Source organism: Stenotrophomonas sp. 62841_Sma, assembly GCF_056482945.1.
The window spans coordinates 781,513-798,872 of the sequence record NZ_CM151224.1 but is presented as its reverse complement, the minus strand read 5'-3'; the positions used below and the strand labels follow the sequence as shown (position 1 = coordinate 798,872).

Here is a 17,360-nt window from a genome sequence, read left to right as displayed (position 1 = left end):
AGACAGGCGGCGCCAGCAGGTGCCGCCTTTTGCATGGCTTTCAACCAAGGAGCTTCACCATGAGTACCGCCAGCGGCCTGCCGCCGTCGATCACCGTTTCCACCTTCGACATGGACCGCCTGGACGCCATGCTCGAATCCCCTGCGCTGAGCCAGACGCCTGCCGCGCTCGCGCTTGCTGAAGAACTCAACCGTGCCACCGTGCTGGCACCGGACCAGATTCCCGAAGGCATCGTCATGATGCATTCGCGCGTGGAGTGCGAAGATGAAGTGTCGGGCGAGAAGCACGTCCTGACCCTGGTCTTCCCCCGCGAAGCCAACGTCGATGAAGGCAAGGTTTCCGTGCTGGCCCCGGTCGGCAGTGCCCTGCTCGGCCTTTCGATCGGCCAGAGCATCGACTGGAACGCGCCCGGCGGCCGCAAGCTGCGCCTGCGCGTGACCGCGGTCCACAACGACCGTCCCTGATTACCGCTGCGCACCGCGCGCGATTCGATCCCCCTGCACCAGGAGCCGTAATGAGTACCCCGTCCAAACTGTCCCAGCTGCGCGAACTGTCCGTGGTCGTTGCCGATACCGGTGACTACGAGGCGATCAAGCGCCTGCAGCCGGTGGACTGCACCACCAACCCGACCCTGGTGAAGAAGGCGCTGGACCTGCCGGTCTACGCCGAGCTGATCGAACGCGAACTAGCCTGGGGCCGCCAGCAGAGTGGCGACCGCGAAGCCGTGGTGCACGCCGTGGCCGACCGCCTGACCATCGGCGTCGGCGCGCTGCTGAGCACGCTGGTGCCGGGCCGCGTGTCCACCGAAGTGGATGCCGACCAGGCCCACGACACCGCTGCCACCGTAGCCAAGGCCCGCCAGTTCATCCAGATGTACGCCGATGCCGGCGTGCCGCGCGAGAAGATCCTGATCAAGATCGCCGCGACCTGGGAAGGCGTGGAAGCCGCGCGCATCCTGCAGGCCGAGGGCATCGACTGCAACCTGACCCTGATCTTCAACCCGACCCAGGCGCTGGCCTGCAGCGAAGCCGGCGCGTTCCTGATCTCGCCGTTCGTCGGCCGCATCCTGGACTGGTACGTGGCCAACGGCCAGACCCCGGCCAACATCGATGAAGACCCGGGCGTGAAGTTCGTGCGCGGCGTGTATGCCGAATTCAAGCGCCGCGGTTCGCCGACGGTGGTGATGGGCGCCTCGTTCCGTTCGACCGCGCAGATCGAAGCGCTGGCCGGCTGCGACCGCCTGACGATTTCGCCGGACCTGCTGGAGAAGCTGGACGCCGACCACGGCGAGCTGCCGCGCAAGCTGGTGGCCGGTGCGGCGGATGGCGCGGCGGTGACCCCGATCGATGCGGCGAAGTTCGCAGCGGATCTGGCGGCCGATCCGATGGCGACCGAGAAGCTGGCGACCGGCATCGATGCGTTTGCCAAGGATCTGCAGGCGCTGCGCGAGCGCATTCGTTCGGAACTGTGATTCCGGCGAACGGCTGAGCCCCTCGTGGCGGATCGATTTGTAGAGTCGAGCTTGCTCGACTGACTGCTAAAGCAAAAGCCGCGCTGGGTCGGGCGGGTTGGGTTCGCGGGAGACGCCGTGAATCCGTCCCTGGAGGCTTGGCCGCCGCATCCATGCGGCGGACACTCCCGCGAACCCAACCCGCCCGCCCTCTGACAGTTTCCGGCGGCCGCCCGCCACGGATGAAAGAAAGAAGAGCAAAGCGGGTCGCGCGCTTCGCTTGCTCGCAGCCGAGCATGGCTCGGCTCTACAGAAAGCACTGCAGGACCAAACAAAAAGGACGCGGCGAAGGCCGCGTCCTTTTTGTTTTCCTTCAGTTCGTCAGTTACCCATGCTCTTGCCCACCGTCACCGGGAAACTGTCGGGGGTGGGGCGGTGTGGGTTGGCAGGACCGTTGGCGCCATGGATGGCGCCATCGAGCCCCCAAGGACGGGTTTACGGCGTGTCCTGCCAACCCACACCGCCCCGCCCAACCCGCAGAAACGCAGAGCCGCTTTGGCTTTGGCTTTGGCTTCTGCCGTAGATTCTGCCCGCCGCAGGCGGACCACCGCGCGTCAGCGCGGCGCCTCCACATCCAACCCGATCGGGCAGCTCACCCCGGTGCCGCCGATGCCGCAGTAACCGTTCGGGTTCTTCGCCAGGTACTGCTGGTGATAGTCCTCGGCGTAGTAGTACGCCGGTGCCGGGTACTCGATCTCGGTGGTGATCGGGCCGTAGCCGGCCGCATCCAGCTGCGCCTGGTAGGCCTCGCGGCTGGCCAGCGCGGTGGCGTACTGCGCCTCGTCGGTGGCGTGGATCGCCGAACGGTACTGGGTGCCGGTGTCGTTGCCCTGGCGCATGCCCTGGGTCGGGTCGTGGCTTTCCCAGAACAGCTGCAGCAGCCGCTCCAGGCTCACCACCGCCGGGTCGAACACCACCTGCACCACTTCGGTGTGGCCGGTCAGGCCCGAGCACACCTCTTCATAGGTCGGGTTCGGGGTGATGCCGCCAGCATAGCCCACCGACGTACTGTACACGCCCGGTTCGGTCCAGAACTTGCGCTCGGCGCCCCAGAAGCAGCCCAGCGCGAAACGGATCTGCTGCAGGCCGGCAAAACGGTCCTTCAGCGGATGGCTGTTCACGAAGTGCTGGTTGCTGTGCAGCGGCAACGGCTGCTCGCGGCCCGGCAGTGCTTCTTCCGGGCGCGGCAGGCGCTGCTTGAAGGCGCCGATGCCGAGGATGCCCTGGCCAATTCCCAACATGATGCGCTCCTACGCCGGAAGGCCGGCTATGTCGTCTGCATCGGAAATGGGGGCGTCCGGCGCGTGGCCCAAGTCCAGCGCGGCCACGATGTCCTCGGCCTGCGGCCGTGCCGCATCAGGGATGCCCACCCGCAGCACGCCGAACAGTGGCAGCTCGCCCATGCCGCCCAGCAACGACTCGCCGAACACGAAGGCCGGGACGCCGGCATCCTCCAGCGCGTGCTTGACCAGGTGGGCGTCGAACAGGTTGTCGGCCTTGTACACGATGTGCATGCGGCAGCTCCGTGGGACAGGGTTCCAGCATACGCCCGGGGGCTGAATGGTGGTGGTGACGGCGCATGACCGTTCTGCCGGCCAGCGGCCGGCACTACCCAATTGCACGGCGATCCACATTCCGCCGGCCAGCGGCCGGCGCTACCGGGAAGGGGGCCTGGTAGTGCCGGCCGCTGGCCGGCATCCCCACACCCTACCGGGCAGCCCTGCCCCGTACGCGTTAGACTGGCGATCTTTCTGCCTTTCTTTTCGCCGACTCATGTCCGAGCACACCCCCGCCAGCCCCGAGACCCCCGCCGACAGCCACGAAAAGCGCGATTTCATCCGCCAGATCGTGCGCGAGGACCTGGCCAGCGGAAAGCACCAGGCGATCAAGACCCGTTTCCCGCCGGAACCGAACGGCTACCTGCACATCGGCCATGCCAAGTCGATCTGCCTGAACTTCGGCATCGCCGGCGAGTTCAGCGGCGTCTGCAACCTGCGCTTCGATGACACCAACCCGGCCAAGGAAGACCCGGAATACGTGGCCGCGATCCAGGATGACGTGCGCTGGCTGGGCTTCGAGTGGAACGAGCTGCGCCACGCCTCGGACTATTTCCAGACCTACTACCTGGCCGCCGAGAAGCTGATCGAACAGGGCAAGGCCTATGTCTGCGACCTGTCGGCCGAGGAAGTGCGCGCCTACCGCGGCACCCTGACCGAGCCGGGCCGCCCGTCGCCGTGGCGCGACCGCAGCGTCGAGGAAAACCTCGACCTGTTCCGCCGCATGCGCGCCGGTGAATTCCCGGATGGCGCGCGCACCCTGCGCGCGAAGATCGACATGGCCAGCGGCAACATCAACCTGCGCGATCCGGCGCTGTACCGCATCAAGCACGTCGAGCACCAGAACACCGGCAACGCGTGGCCGATCTACCCGATGTACGACTTCGCGCACGCGCTGGGCGACTCGATCGAGGGCATCACCCACTCGCTGTGCACGCTGGAATTCGAAGACCACCGCCCGCTGTACGACTGGTGCGTGGACAACGTCGATTTCGCCCATGACGACACGCTGACCCAGCCGCTGGTCGACGCCGGCCTGCCGCGCGAAGCCGCCAAGCCGCGCCAGATCGAGTTCTCGCGCCTGAACATCAACTACACGGTGATGAGCAAGCGCAAGCTGATGGCGCTGGTTACCGAGCAGCTGGTGGACGGCTGGGAAGACCCGCGCATGCCGACCCTGCAGGGCCTGCGTCGCCGTGGCTACACCCCGGCCGCGATGCGCCTGTTCGCCGAGCGCGTGGGCATCAGCAAGCAGAATTCGCTGATCGACTTCAGCGTGCTGGAAGGCGCGCTGCGCGAAGACCTGGACAGCGCCGCGCCGCGCCGCATGGCCGTGGTCGACCCGGTCAAGCTGGTGCTGACCAACCTGCCGGAAGGCCACGAAGAACAGCTGACCTTCAGCAACCACCCGAAGGACGAGAGCTTCGGCAGCCGCGAAGTGCCGTTCGCACGCGAAGTGTGGATCGACCGCGAGGACTTCGCCGAAGTGCCGCCGAAGGGCTGGAAGCGCCTGGTCCCGGGTGGCGAAGTGCGCCTGCGCGGTGCCGGCATCATCCGCTGCGATGAAGTGATCAAGGATGCCGACGGCACCATCACCGAGCTGCGTGGCTGGCTGGATCCGGAATCGCGTCCGGGCATGGAAGGCGCCAACCGCAAGGTCAAGGGCACCATCCACTGGGTCAGCGCCGTACATGGCGTGCCGGCCGAGATCCGCCTGTACGACCGCCTGTTCTCGGTGCCGAACCCCGACGACGAATCGGAAGGCAAGACCTATCGTGATTACCTCAATCCGGAATCGCGCCGCACCGTCACCGGCTATGTCGAACCGGCCGCGGCCAGCGCTGCGCCGGAGCAGTCGTTCCAGTTCGAACGCACCGGCTACTTCGTGGCCGACCGCCGCGACCACACCGAAGCCAAGCCGGTGTTCAACCGCAGCGTGACCCTGCGCGACACCTGGTCGGCCTGAGGACCTGCGCGGGCGCCAGCACGGCGCCCGCATGACCCCGACGATGATCACCGCCCTCTCCGTCCTGCTCTGGTTCATCTCGCAGCATCCGCTGCTGACGTTCTTTTCGGCGATGGTGCTGGCCGGGCTGGTCTCGTGGTGGCGGCGCTTTCCAGGCTACGCCATCGTGGTGTTCCCGCTGGCGATGCTCAACATCTTCCTCGGCCACTTCCTCAACGCCGCCTTCCTCAACGTGGTGGGCGAGCGTGGTGAAGCGGTGATCGTGAAGTCCGAGCGCACCAGTTCGACGATGAACGAGCAGTACATCTGGCGCTACGAAGGGGTGCTGCGCACCGCCGAGGGCCGCGACGTGGAGGTGGTGTTCCACACCAACACCGCCTCGCTGTGGCCGCTGGAGAACGCGATCCGCATCCCGGCGCCCGACCAGCCGTTCGTGGTCAAGTACACGCCGGGTTTCCCGCGCAACTTCGTCATCCTCACCAATGAATCGCCGCACGGCATCGCCCAGGCCCGGGCCAGCGCGCGCGAGCGGGTGGAAGTGGCGGCGCGCAAGCTGCACTTCAGCCCGGGCAATGCCGATTTCCGCGCGGACTATCGCCGCGAGCTGGAAACCTGGCTGCGCGACCACGGCAACGATCCGCAGCAGCAGTCCGACGCGCAGCGATATCGCGCCGAACTTGACGCGCTCGACCGCTAGATCCCCAGGCCTTGCCTGGATGTTCCACCCCATCCATCCACAGGCCTGACATGACCACGACCTCCACCGACCTCCTCCCGCTGCTGCAGCAGGTCCTGCAGGAGGCCGGCATCGCCAGCCACGTCGACGGCGACGCCCTGCTGCTGGACAGCGGCCTGCGCCTGACCCCGCATGCGATGGCCGCGCACGCGCGCGACAACGGCGGCTGGCAGACCTCTACCGTCATCGAGAGCCAGCATCCGCTGCTGTTCGCCGATGGCCTGTTCGAGTACCAGCACGCCAACGGTGCCGATGAGCAGGCATCGCTGCTGTCCGGCTTCCAGACCTGGGTGCGGGTGGACCTGGCGACGCTGCAGACCGCGATCGGCGCCGAAGACGCGCAGGGCCTGCCGATGATGGGCCTGACCTATCCGGCCGGTGACGATGGCGAGGAACACGAGCGCACCGTGGTGCTGGGGCCGTTGGCGCACTACCGTGCACAGGAGGTGGATGCCTCCACCTGCAGCGAAGACGATCATGGTTCCTGCCCCTGCTGCCTGTTCACCCGCAGCATGGACGCCTTCGACGAGCTGCTGAAGGCCCGCCAATTCCTCGCCATCCGCCTGTTCGCCTCGCGCGATGCCGACGGCCTGTGCGAAGCCGACTGCCGGGTCAACGGCCACGACTTCGCCGCCGCCCTGCCCCTGCTGCGCGCCTATGCCGCCAGCTGGCCGCAGGCCGGGCTGGAGTTCCGCAAGCAGTACGTAGTGATCCGCACCGGCTCGCCGGGCTGACCCGCCGCCACACCCGATACAGGCCGGTGCAGCTACACTGCGCGCCGGTTTCCCAAGCAACCGCACCTTCTTCCATCCCATTACGAGGCACCCCCGCGATGCTGTACGCGCAAGTCCACCTGACCCTTCCCGCCTGGATCCACGACCAGATCGACCTGGATCGTCGATATCCGGGCGATGAGGCCAAGGTCGCGCTGGCGATCGAGCTGTCGCGGCTGAACGTCGAGCACGCCAGTGGCGGCCCGTTCGGCGCCGTGGTGTTCGGCCCGGATGACAAGGTCATCGCCGCCGGCGTGAACCGGGTGATGCCGCACGCGACCTCGCTGGCGCACGCCGAGAACATGGCCTACATGCTGGCCCAGCAGCGCCTGCAGACCCCGCGCCTGAACGCGGTGCTGTCGCCGGTCACCCTGGCCACCAGTTCGCAGCCGTGCTGCCAGTGCTACGGCGCCACCGTGTGGGCCGGCATCGACCGCCTGCTGATCGGTGCCAACTCGGCCGACGTCGAAGAGCTGACCCCGTTCGACGAAGGCCCGCTGCCGGCCGACTGGGTGGGTGAACTCAACAAGCGCGGCATCGAAGTGGTGCAGGGCCTGAACCGCGACGCCGCGCGCAGCGTGCTGCGTGCCTATGGGGAAAGCGATGGCGCCCGTTACTGAGACCGGCATCGGCCTGCTGTGCCTGTGCCGGCAGGGCTTCGAGCCCGAGCTGGCCGGCGAACTGCAGTTCCGCGCCGGTGAAGCCGGTTTCGCCGGTTATGCGCGCACCCAGCGCAATGATGGCTACTTGCTGTTCATGTGCGACGAAGCTGCGGCACTGGCGCCGCGCCTGCGCTGGCGCGAACTGATCTTCGCGCGGCAGAAGCTGGTGGTGCTGGCCGAGCTGCCGCAGCTGGACCCAGCCGACCGCATCACCCCGATGCTGGAGGTGCTGGCCGATGCGCCGCGCTTCGGTGACCTGTGGGTGGAACATCCCGATTCGGACGCCGGCAAGCCGCTGTCCGGGCTGGCCCGTGCCTTCGGCAATGCGCTGCGCCCGGCGCTGCGCAAGGCCGGCAAGCTCACCGACAAGCCGAACGACCGCCTGCCGCGCCTGCACGTGGTGTTCGTCGACGGCACCCACGCCTTCGTCTGCGTAGCCGACCCGGCCGACAGCGCACCGTGGGCATTGGGCATCCCGCGATTGAAGCTGCTGCCCGAAGCGCCGTCGCGTTCGGCACTGAAGCTGGACGAAGCCCTGCTGACCCTGCTGGCGCCGGAAGAACGCGAAGCGCTGGCCAGGCCCGGCATGCGCGCGGCCGACCTGGGTGCCGCACCGGGCGGCTGGACCTGGGTCCTGACCCGCCAGCACATGCACGTGCTGAGCATCGACAACGGCCCGCTGCGCCAGCACGTGCTGGACACCGGCCTGGTCGAGCACCTGCGCGCCGATGGCTTCCACTGGCACCCGGAACAGCCGCTGGACTGGATGGTCTGCGACATGGTCGAGCAGCCGCGGCGCGTGGCCGAACGCATGGCCACCTGGTTCCGCGAAGGCTGGTGCAGGCACGCGATCTTCAATCTGAAGCTGCCGATGAAGAAGCGCTGGGACGAAACCCGCTTGTGCCTGGACCTGTTCCAGGAGCAGGCCGGCAAGCCGCTGGTGGTCCGCGCCAAGCAGCTCTATCACGACCGTGAGGAGATCACGGTACTGGCCTCGCCGCTGCGCTGAGGAACATGCCCGCCGGGCATGGCCCGGCGCTACCGAGGAAGGGAACCATGCGATACCACCCGCTCGCCATGCTGATCACCGTGCTGGCAGCCACACCGGCCATTGCCCAGCAGCTGCCGCACACCCCTGCACAGAGCCAGCCACTGGGCCCGACCGGCGGCGCGATCCGCCAGCAACCGCTGGATGCCGGCCGGGTCAGCGGCAGCGTCGAGATTGCACGGCCGGCCGGCGAGGCACAGGTGACCGTGCGTTCGCTGGAACCGAGCAGCGTGGTCGGCCAGTACCGCATCCACTTCGCCGCGCTGGATGTGAACGGTGATGGCTTCATCAGCCGCGAGGAAGCGCAGGCCAATCCGGCGCTGGCCGATGAGTTCAATGCGTTGGACGTGAAGCGTCGCGGCAAGCTGGATCGTGCCGACCTGGCTGGTTGGCTGGTTGATTGATCCACCGGCGCGATCTTCATCCACGCATGGCGTGGATCAACGGCGGTAGCGGAGCCCGCTTCTGGTAGGTGCCAACCTTGGTTGGCACATCCATCAGGCATCCTGGGCCCAGATGAGGCGAGGGTATTTCCAGCCTTGTGCCAACCAAGGTTGGCACCTACCAGAGCGGCGTTGGCACCTGCCAGAGCGACCTGTATTCCGGTCAGACCCCGGCGGCGCGCTTCCAGAACGCCTGCACCAGCGGCGGCCATTTGCCAACGCAGCCCAGTGCGCGTCCACGGGCCAGGGTCAGGTGCATTTCGTCGTTGGAGAACAGCCGATTGATCGCATCGAAACTGTAGGCGGCGATGTGGTTGTCGCTGCGCCGTTCGCGTGCCCAGCGCTGCAGGCGCTGCGGCGACAGCCGCGGCTGGCCGCGGCGTTCGGCCGACGGCGCCAGCCACTGCTGCAGGGCGGCGACATCGCGCAGGCCCAGGTTCACGCCCTGCCCGGCCAGCGGATGCACCACATGCGCAGCATCACCCAGCGCCAGCACGCGGCCAGCCACGTAGTGACGGGCCAGCTGGCGACGCAGCGGGAAGGCCGCACGCGGTGACGCCAATCGCAGTTCGCCCAGGCGCGCAGCGAAGGCACGGGTCAGTTCGCGGTTGAAGGCGTCCTCGTCCAGGGCCAGCACGCGAGCCGCTTCATCCTCGGGCAGGGTCCAGACGATCGAACTGCGACGCTCGGCCACCGGCAGCAGCGCCAGCGGCCCGGTCGGCAGGAAGCGCTGCCATGCGGTGGCCTGGTTGGGAAGATCGCTGTCCACATAGGCCACCACGCCACGCTGGTGGTAGTCATGCTTTTCAACCTCGATCCCGGCCAGCTGGCGCAGGGTTGACTCGGCACCGTCGGCGGCCACCGCCAGCGCCGCTTCCAGGCGGCGCCCGTCATCCAGCCGCAGGCGCACGCCGTCTTCATCCTGTTCCAGCGCTTCCACCCGTGCCGGGCAGTGCAGCTGCACGCCCGCCGCCGGCAGCGCCGCCCACAGGCGATCCTGCAGCAGGCCGTTCTCGACGATGTAGCCCAGCTCACGACGGCCGAAGCGATCGGCGTCGAACAACAGATCCTCGCCACCCGCGGCATCCCACACCTGCATGCGCCGGTAAGGCCAGGCGCGGGCCTGCGCGATGGCTGGCCACACACCCAGGCGGTTCAACAGCTGCACGTTGTCGGCGGCGAAGGCGAACACGCGCAGGTCCGGCTGTGCGGCCTGCCACGGTGCCGGTTCGCGGCCTTCCACCAGCGCAACCGACAGGCCGGCATCGGCCAGCGCCAGCGCACACGCGGCACCGACCACGCCACCACCAACGATGGCCACATCAAGACGCGTGCGCCGGCTCATGCGGCTTCTCCGCGGCACAGGCGCGGCACGTCACCACGGAAGCCCATCGCACCACCAACCAGCATCGACTGCACCGACGCGCGCTGCGCGGCCACCAGGCCGAGGCTGCGCAGCGGCCGCATCAGCGGTGCCGGGTTGCTGGTCAATCGTGCCAGCCCACCGGAGAACGCCACCGTCTGCCGGCGATCTTCCTCGCGACGCGCGACGTAGGCCTTCAGCAGTGCATCACTGCCGGCATCCTCATGCGCATCCTCCAGCAGTTCGGCCAGGGTCAGCGCATCGCGAAGGCCCAGGTTGAAGCCCTGTGCGCCCAGCGGATGGATGGTCTGCGCGGCATTGCCGAGCAGCACCGTGCGCTCACCGGCCAGCGCGCGCGCCAGCACCTGGATGAGCGGGTAGGCGCTGCGCGGGCCGGACTCGAGCAGGCGGCCGGCACGCCAGCCGATCGCGCTCTGCAGGCGTTGCAGCCAGGCCGCATCGTCCAACGCCATCACCGCATCGGCCTGGTCGCGCGCTACGCCGTGCACGGTGCCGAAGTGACGATCGCCACGCGGCAGCAGGGCGGTTGGGCCGGTATCGGTGAAGCGTTCCCAGGCGGTGCCATCCGGCGCGCGCTGGCTGCGCACGCGGGCCACGAACAGGGTCTGCTGGAAATCATGGCGGTCGACCTCGATGCCCAGCGCGCCACGCACGCCGCTGGTGGTGCCATCGGCCCCGACCACCAGCCGTGCCAGCAGCACGCGCTCGCCAGCCTCGTCAGCCACCCGTACCTGGCGGTAACCATCGACCACCTCACCCAGCCCCAGGAACCGCATCGGCCGGTAGCGGCGCAGGCGCGGCAGTTCCTGCAGGCGCGCTTCCAGCGCCTGGCCGAAATCGCGCGCGACCACCACCTGGCCGAACCACGGCCGGTCGTAATCGGCCGCTTCGAGCTGCACACGGCCGAAATCGCCGGCACGGCTGACATGGATGCGCCGGATCGGGCCCGGTGCCATCGCCAGCTTCTGCATCACCCCCAGCGCGGTCAGCGCATTGACGGTGGCAGCGGCGAAACTGAGATTGCGCTGGTCGAACACCGCAGGCAGCTCGCCGGCCGGGCTGGCCTCAAGCAGGCCCACGTCGCGGCCCAGGCGGTCCAGGGCGATGGCCAGGCTGGCACCCACCAGGCCACCACCGACAATCAGCACGTCATGTCGTTCACTCATGTGTTCATGATACGCGCTCGCCCCGACTGTACGCCGAACGGGCGGCACCTGCGCCAACCTGCGCGGCGGGCTAGAATGAAACCTGAATCCGCTCCGGGCCCCCACCATGTCCGATACCGCCAACCGCGCCTTCGTCCTGTCCGTACTCGTACTGCTGCTGGCGGCGACCCGGGTCAATCACTTCGCGGCCATTCCGGATGCCTCCTGGGCCGTGTTCTTCATCGGTGGCTTCTACCTGGCGCGCTGGACACGCTGGGCGTTCCCGCTGCTGATGGTGTTCGCGGTGCTGGTGGACTGGATCGTGATCCGCAGCAGCGGTCTGGATTTCTGGCAGCACTACTGCGTGTCGCCGGGCTACTGGCTGCTGCTGCCGGCCTACTTCTCTTTGTGGGCCGGCGGCATGCTGCTGGGCCGCAACTACCAGAGCGCGCGCTGGCCGGTACTGGCCAAGGGCGCAGTGCTGCTGGTCGCTTCGGTGGCGGTCTGCCACCTGCTGGCACAGGGCGGTTTCTACTGGAGCAGCCGCAACGTGGCCGAGCCGACCCTGGCCGGCTGGGCACAGAACTACGCGCAGTGGTTCGGGCCCTACCTGCGCACCACGGCGATCTATGTGGCGCTGGCCGCCGCCCTGCAGCTGGCCGTGGAGCAGGTGCTGAAGCTCCAGCAGGCCCGCCGCGACATCCGCCACTGAGCCGCGCCATGGGTCATCGCCTCTCGCGCATCTACACCCGCACCGGCGACGACGGCAGTACCGGCCTTGGCGACGGCCAGCGCGTAGCCAAGGATGACGCACGCGTGGCGTCCTTCGGCACCGTCGACGAGGCCAATGCCGCGCTCGGCCTGCTGCTGGCCGCGCCCCTGCCCGAGGATGTGCGCGCGCTGGTGGTGCATCTGCAGCACCAGTTGTTCGACCTGGGCGCCGAGCTGTGCATTCCCGGCCATGCCGCGATCCACGCCGCCGACGTCTCGGCCCTGGAACAGCAGCTGGACCATTACAACGCCGACCTGCCGATGCTGAAGGAATTCATCCTGCCGGCCGGCGGCGAAGCCGCCGCGCGCTGCCATCTGGCCCGCACCATCGTCCGCCGCGCCGAGCGCGAAACGGTCACCCTGGCCCGCCACGAGGCCGTGCGCAGCGAGGCGCTGCAGTACCTCAACCGACTGTCGGACCTGCTGTTCGTGCTGGCCCGGGTGCTGGCCCGTGCCGATGGCCACGGCGAAGCGCTGTGGCAGCCACAGCAGCGCCAGCGCTGAGTCGGCACGATGCTGGTCTATACCCACCCGTCCTGCCTGCTGCATGACCCCGGCCCCGGCCATCCCGAGTGCCCGCAACGCCTGCAGCATGTTCTGGACGCGCTGCACGCCGCCTTCCCCGGCCAGCTGGACTGGCGCGAGGCGCCGCCGGCCAAGTTCGGCGAACTGACCCGGGTCCACGACAGCGCCCTGCTCGACTTCGTGCTGCAGCCGCAGACCGCGCCGCTGCGCCAGCTGGACATGGACACCTGGACCTCGCCAGGTTCGGCCAGCGCCGCCGTGCACGCCGCCGGTGCCGGCGTGGCCGCGGTCGATGCGGTGATGCTGGGCGAGGACCCGCTGGCCTTCTGCGCGGTACGCCCGCCGGGCCACCACGCCACCAGCAGCACGGCGATGGGCTTCTGCCTGCTGAACAACATCGCCATCGCTGCCGCCTATGCCCGTGACCGCCATGGCCTGGAGCGGATCGCGGTGGTCGATTTCGACGTCCACCACGGCAATGGCACCCAGGACATCTTCCAGCACGATGCCCGGGTCTCCTACTACAGCACCCACCAGGCCGGGCTGTTCCCCAATTCCGGCCTGCGCCGCGACCGCGGTGCCGGCAACCTGATGAACATCCTGTTGCCACCGGGCAGCGGCGGCTTCCGCTTCCGCAACGTCTGGGCCGACGAGATGCTGCCAGCCATCGACGACTTCCGTCCGCAGCTGCTGCTGATCTCCGCCGGCTTCGACGCCCACCTGCGCGACCCGCAGGCGGACCTGATGCTGGAGACCGACGATTTCGCCTGGATCACCCGTGAACTGCATGCGCTGGCACGCCGTCACGCCGCCGGCCGGGTGGTCTCGATGCTGGAGGGCGGCTACGACCTGCAGGCCCTGGCCGAGTGCAGCGTGGCCCATGTCCAGGCCCTGATCACCCCCTCTGCGGGTGCCTCCGCCGGATGAACCCGAACCGGCAGGCTCCGGCGCCCTTCATTGCCCCTATGCAAGGGATGGGGCAAGCTACCGTCCGTTTTCGCCCGAATCCGAACCGCGTGCGCCGAGCCCTCCGCCTGCTTCCCCTGCCTCTGAGCATCGCCATCAGCCTGCCGGCGATGGCCGATGATAAGCCGCTCAACTGGGGCCTGTGCCCGGCCACCGACGTCATTCCCGCGTTCACCGACGCCCCCACCCCGGTCCCGGCCCAGGACAAGGCTGCTGCCGCAGCCGCCCGCGAGAACCAGCCGACCGACATCGAAGGCGACCAGCTGCTGGGCACCACCACGGTGCCGCAGTACGAGGGCAACGTGGCGCTGCGCCGGGGTGACCAGTTCGTCGGTACCGACAAGCTCAGCTTCGACACCGAGACCGGCAACTACATCGCCGACGGCAATGTCCGCTACCAGGACGGGTCGATCCGGATGGTCGCCAAGCGCGCCGAAGGCAACCAGGAAAGCGACACCCACAAGATCTCCGACATCAAGTACCAGCTGGTGTCGCGCCGGGGCAACGGTGATGCCGAGTCGGTCGACCTGCAGGGCGCGGTCGGCCAGATGCACCGCTCCACCTACACCACCTGCGACCCGTCGCAGCCGGTATGGAAGCTGTCGGCGCCGCAGATCGAAGTGGACAACGACGAAGGCTTCGGCACGGCCCGCAACGCCGTGCTGCGCATCGGCAAGGTGCCGGTGCTGTGGGCGCCCTACTTCAAGTTCCCGATCGATGACCGCCGCAAGACCGGCCTGCTGTTCCCGCAGCTGGGCATGTCCGGGCGCAATGGCTTCGATTATGCGCAGCCGATCTATTTCAACCTGGCGCCGAACTACGACGACACCCTGACCCCGCGCTACATGAGCCGGCGCGGCCTGCTGCTCGACAACGAGTTCCGCTACCTCTACAACGGCGGCCGTGGCGAGGTGCTGACCAGCTACATGCCCAACGACAAGCTGCGCGACCGCGACCGCGGCCGGGTGATGTTCGACGGCTACCACAACGTGAACAGCCACTGGCAGGCCCGCGCCAACCTGGCCTGGGTGAGCGACGAACGCTATGTCGAGGACTTCGCCAACCGCCTGGTGGGGGTGACCGCCTCCAACCTGCAGAGCACCATCGGCCTGTACGGCACAGGCCAGAACTGGACGGCCGGCATCATGGCCGACCGCTGGCAGCTGACCGACTACACCCTCGACGAGCGCGCCCTGCCCTACAACCGCGAGCCACGCCTGTTCTTCAACTGGAACAAGCCGGTGCTGCCGTGGCTGGAAACCGGCATCTACACCGAAGCGGTGCGCTTCACCCACGACGACGTCAACTTCAAGTACGACGCCAGTGCCGGCACCGACCTGCAGTACACCCGCAACGGGCAGGTGCAGCGCATGTTCGGTGGTTCGCGCCTGGACGTGAAGCCGTACGTGTCGTTCCCGATCAGTGGCGCGGCCTGGTACGTCACCCCGACCCTGGCCTACCGCTACACCGGCTATGACCTGGACCAGGGCCTGGCCGACAGCGTCCGCCGCAACGTGCTGGTTTCGCAGGGCATCGACCCGAACACGGCCACGCCGGAGCAGCTGCGCGGCAACAAATCGCCCAGCCGCAGCCTGCCGATCGGCAGCATCGACGCCGGCCTGTTCTTCGATCGCGAGACCACCATCGGTGGCAAGTCGTTCCTGCATACGCTGGAGCCGCGCCTGTTCTACCTGCGCACGCCCTACCGCAACCAGGACGAGCTGCCGATCTTCGACACCCGTGACTTCACCTTCAGCTGGGGCCAGCTGTTCCGCGACTCGCGCTATACCGGCGCCGACCGCCAGAACGATGCCAACCAGCTGACCCTGGCACTGGGCACCCGCTTCATCGACCAGACCACCGGCAAGGAACGCTTCTCGGCCGCGATCGGCCAGATCCAGTACTTCGACGAATCGCGGGTGAGCACCACGCCGGGCGGCGCGCCGGTGGAGAAGGGCAAGTCGGCGTGGATCGCCGACGGCAACTACATGATCAACGACCGCTGGACCCTGGGCGCCACCTACCAGTGGGACCCGAAGTACAAGCGCGAGGATCTGGCCAGCGTCCGCGCCCGTTATCTGATGCCCAACGATGGCGTGATCAACCTCAGCTACCGCTACCGCATCAATGCCGGCGCCCCGGCAACCGCCAACAAGCATGACCGGACCCTGCTGGAGCAGGCCGACCTGTCGTTCCTGTACCCGCTGAATGCGCGCTGGAGCCTGGTGGGCCGGTATTACTACTCGCTGCAGGACAAGGAACCGCTGGAGATCATCGCCGGCGTGCAGTGGGACAGCTGCTGCCTGGCCGTGCGTGCAGTGGCCCGCCGCTACGTGCGCAACCGCGAAGGCGACATGAACAATTCCATCCAGCTGGAGTTCGTCCTCAAGGGCCTCAGCTCCATCGGCCAGGACACGGACCGTACGCTGCGCCGTGCTATCCTCGGCTACAACCGCGACGACCTCTATCTCGTGCCGCCCAGCAACACCGGGGCGACCCGGGATGACTACGATCCGAATCAGATCCCATGACCAAGCGCTTCCCCGTTCTTCTCGCCTCCCTGCTGGCGGTGTCCAGCGTGTCCGCCCCCCTGCAGGTGCTCGCGCAGGAGGCGCAGCCGTTGGACCGCATCGCCGCCGTCGTCGACGAGGACGTGATCCTGCAGAGCGAGCTCCAGCGTGCGATCGCCAACATCAAGGCGCAGTACGCCGGCCGTGAAAACCAGCTGCCGCCGGAAGACGTGCTCAGCCGCCAGGTACTCGAGCGCCTGGTGCTGGTCAAGCTGCAGGTGGCCCGCGCCCAGGGCAGCGGCATCCGCGTTAGCGACCAGGAGCTGAACCAGGCGATGAATGCCATCGCCCAGCAGAACGGCTCGAACCTGGATGCACTGCGCCAGCGCCTGGCCCACGACGGCATCGACTTCAACGATTTCCGCGCTTCAGTGCGCGATGAAATCACCGTGCAGCGCCTGCGCCAGAGCTTTGCGCAGAGCCGCATCAGCGTCAGCGAGGGCGAAGTCGACGCCGCCCTGAAGCAGCAGGCCACGGTTGGCAACCAGTACCACCTGGCGCACATCCTGATCGCCCTGCCCGACGGCTCCAACGCCGACCAGATCGCCACCGGCCAGAAGAAGGCCGAAGGCGTGAAGGCCCTGCTGGACAAGGGTGAGCTGGACTTCAACGCCGCCGCCGTGCGTTATTCGGACAGCCCCAACGCGCTGGAAGGCGGCGACCTGGGCTGGCGCAGCCTGGACGAAATCCCGCAGGCCTTCGCGCAGATGATGGAAAAGATGAAGCCCGGCGAAGTGGTCGGCCCGATCCGCGGCCCCAGCGGCTTCCAGCTGCTGAAGCTGGTGGAAGTGCGTGATGCCAGCGCCGCCAGCGGTGGCGAGCACACGGTCACCGAGTACCACGGCCGCCACATCCTGGTGCGCGTGGACGATCACCAGACCGACGCTGCCGCCAAGGCCAAGATCGATACCCTGCGTGCCCGCATCGCCGGTGGCGCGGACTTCGAGACCGTGGCCAAGGAGTCCTCCGAGGACAACAACAGCAAGGGCCAGGGCGGCGATCTGGGCTGGTTCCCGGCCGACGCGTTCGGTCCGGCGTTCGGCCAGCAGGTGTCCGGCATCCAGGACGGTGGCGTCAGCCAGCCGTTCCGCACCGATGCCGGCTGGCACATCGTGCAGCGCGTGGGCACCCGCCAGACCGACGTGACCACTGACAACCAGCGTGCCCAGGTCCGCGAGACCATCGGCCGCCGCAAGCTGGAAGACGAGTACAACCGCTTCCTGCAGGAACTGCGTGGCGAAGCCTACGTCAGCTTCCGCAGCGGCGACCGCGCGGAAAACACCGCCACGCCGCCGCAGTCCTGAC

General features: G+C 68.0%; 17 protein-coding genes. 13 read left to right on the top strand and 4 right to left on the bottom strand.

From position 1 onward, the window contains the following. The first annotated feature begins 59 nt into the window (after nt 1–59). Together rnk and ACZK5G_RS03585 are read left to right on the top strand one after the other, a co-directional pair. On the top strand, nt 60–464 hold the full coding sequence (gene rnk, locus ACZK5G_RS03590) for a nucleoside diphosphate kinase regulator (RefSeq protein ID WP_005408156.1): 405 nt from the start codon (nt 60–62) through the stop codon (nt 462–464). A 50-nt stretch (nt 465–514) separates the two neighbouring features. Continuing rightward, nucleotides 515–1,471 carry a transaldolase gene (locus ACZK5G_RS03585; protein WP_049399989.1) on the top strand — a complete coding sequence of 319 codons (957 nt, stop codon included), beginning with the start codon at nt 515–517 and terminating at the stop codon, nt 1,469–1,471. Nucleotides 1,472–2,064: 593 nt separating this feature from the next. On the opposite strand, the gene msrA is transcribed toward ACZK5G_RS03585, so the two are convergent. Continuing rightward, nucleotides 2,065–2,730, bottom strand: coding sequence for a peptide-methionine (S)-S-oxide reductase MsrA (gene msrA, locus ACZK5G_RS03580; RefSeq protein WP_432593201.1), 666 nt, complete (start codon nt 2,728–2,730; stop codon nt 2,065–2,067). A 30-nt stretch (nt 2,731–2,760) separates the two neighbouring features. Beyond that, nucleotides 2,761–3,024: a putative signal transducing protein gene (locus ACZK5G_RS03575; protein WP_478465365.1), complete on the bottom strand. Its 264-nt coding sequence runs from the start codon at nt 3,022–3,024 to the stop codon at nt 2,761–2,763. Nucleotides 3,025–3,283: 259 nt separating this feature from the next. Between ACZK5G_RS03575 and ACZK5G_RS03570 the strand changes: the two genes are divergently transcribed. The 6 genes from ACZK5G_RS03570 to ACZK5G_RS03545 all read left to right on the top strand — a co-directional run bounded on the left by ACZK5G_RS03570 (nt 3,284) and on the right by ACZK5G_RS03545 (nt 8,655). Beyond that, nucleotides 3,284–5,032: a glutamine--tRNA ligase/YqeY domain fusion protein gene (locus ACZK5G_RS03570; RefSeq protein WP_336686015.1), complete on the top strand. Its 1,749-nt coding sequence runs from the start codon at nt 3,284–3,286 to the stop codon at nt 5,030–5,032. A 43-nt stretch (nt 5,033–5,075) separates the two neighbouring features. Beyond that, entirely contained in the window at nt 5,076–5,729 is a 654-nt protein-coding gene (locus ACZK5G_RS03565) for a hypothetical protein (RefSeq protein WP_478466482.1), read from the top strand. A gap of 50 nt (nt 5,730–5,779) precedes the next feature. Further along, entirely contained in the window at nt 5,780–6,502 is a 723-nt protein-coding gene (locus ACZK5G_RS03560; RefSeq protein ID WP_478465363.1) for a DUF6348 family protein, read from the top strand. 98 nt (nt 6,503–6,600) lie between these two features. Then, nucleotides 6,601–7,161, top strand: coding sequence for a nucleoside deaminase (locus ACZK5G_RS03555; protein ID WP_004154307.1), 561 nt, complete (start codon nt 6,601–6,603; stop codon nt 7,159–7,161). Then, nucleotides 7,145–8,212: a 23S rRNA (cytidine(2498)-2'-O)-methyltransferase RlmM gene (rlmM, locus tag ACZK5G_RS03550; protein ID WP_478465362.1), complete on the top strand. Its 1,068-nt coding sequence runs from the start codon at nt 7,145–7,147 to the stop codon at nt 8,210–8,212. Before ACZK5G_RS03555 ends, rlmM begins: the two co-directional genes overlap by 17 nt. A gap of 47 nt (nt 8,213–8,259) precedes the next feature. Further along, on the top strand, nt 8,260–8,655 hold the full coding sequence (locus tag ACZK5G_RS03545) for an EF-hand domain-containing protein (RefSeq protein ID WP_478445450.1): 396 nt from the start codon (nt 8,260–8,262) through the stop codon (nt 8,653–8,655). Nucleotides 8,656–8,857: 202 nt separating this feature from the next. Here the strand turns inward: ACZK5G_RS03545 and ACZK5G_RS03540 are convergent, their stop codons facing one another. After that, nucleotides 8,858–10,039 (bottom strand): UbiH/UbiF family hydroxylase, encoded by a 1,182-nt coding sequence (locus tag ACZK5G_RS03540; protein WP_049398145.1) that lies wholly within the window; start codon nt 10,037–10,039, stop codon nt 8,858–8,860. Next, nucleotides 10,036–11,244 carry a 2-octaprenyl-6-methoxyphenyl hydroxylase gene (ubiH, locus tag ACZK5G_RS03535; protein WP_032129910.1) on the bottom strand — a complete coding sequence of 403 codons (1,209 nt, stop codon included), beginning with the start codon at nt 11,242–11,244 and terminating at the stop codon, nt 10,036–10,038. The genes ACZK5G_RS03540 and ubiH overlap by 4 nt, the downstream gene beginning before the upstream one ends. 106 nt (nt 11,245–11,350) lie before the next feature. On the opposite strand from ubiH, the gene ACZK5G_RS03530 reads away from it, so the two are divergent. The 5 genes from ACZK5G_RS03530 (at nt 11,351) to ACZK5G_RS03510 (ending at nt 17,359) form a co-directional block, all read left to right on the top strand. Beyond that, a complete protein-coding gene (locus ACZK5G_RS03530) occupies nt 11,351–11,935 on the top strand; it encodes a hypothetical protein (RefSeq protein WP_049398144.1) in 585 nt (194 codons plus the stop codon). Nucleotides 11,936–11,943: 8 nt separating this feature from the next. After that, nucleotides 11,944–12,498: a cob(I)yrinic acid a,c-diamide adenosyltransferase gene (locus ACZK5G_RS03525; RefSeq protein WP_049398143.1), complete on the top strand. Its 555-nt coding sequence runs from the start codon at nt 11,944–11,946 to the stop codon at nt 12,496–12,498. Nucleotides 12,499–12,507: 9 nt separating this feature from the next. After that, entirely contained in the window at nt 12,508–13,446 is a 939-nt protein-coding gene (locus ACZK5G_RS03520; RefSeq protein WP_010481827.1) for a histone deacetylase family protein, read from the top strand. Between the two features lie 89 nt (nt 13,447–13,535). Then, nucleotides 13,536–16,016 carry an LPS-assembly protein LptD gene (gene lptD / locus ACZK5G_RS03515; RefSeq protein WP_478465360.1) on the top strand — a complete coding sequence of 827 codons (2,481 nt, stop codon included), beginning with the start codon at nt 13,536–13,538 and terminating at the stop codon, nt 16,014–16,016. Further along, complete coding sequence (locus tag ACZK5G_RS03510; RefSeq protein WP_032129906.1) at nt 16,013–17,359, top strand: peptidylprolyl isomerase; 1,347 nt, start codon at nt 16,013–16,015, stop codon at nt 17,357–17,359. Before lptD ends, ACZK5G_RS03510 begins: the two co-directional genes overlap by 4 nt. The last annotated feature ends 1 nt before the right edge of the window (nt 17,360 follow it).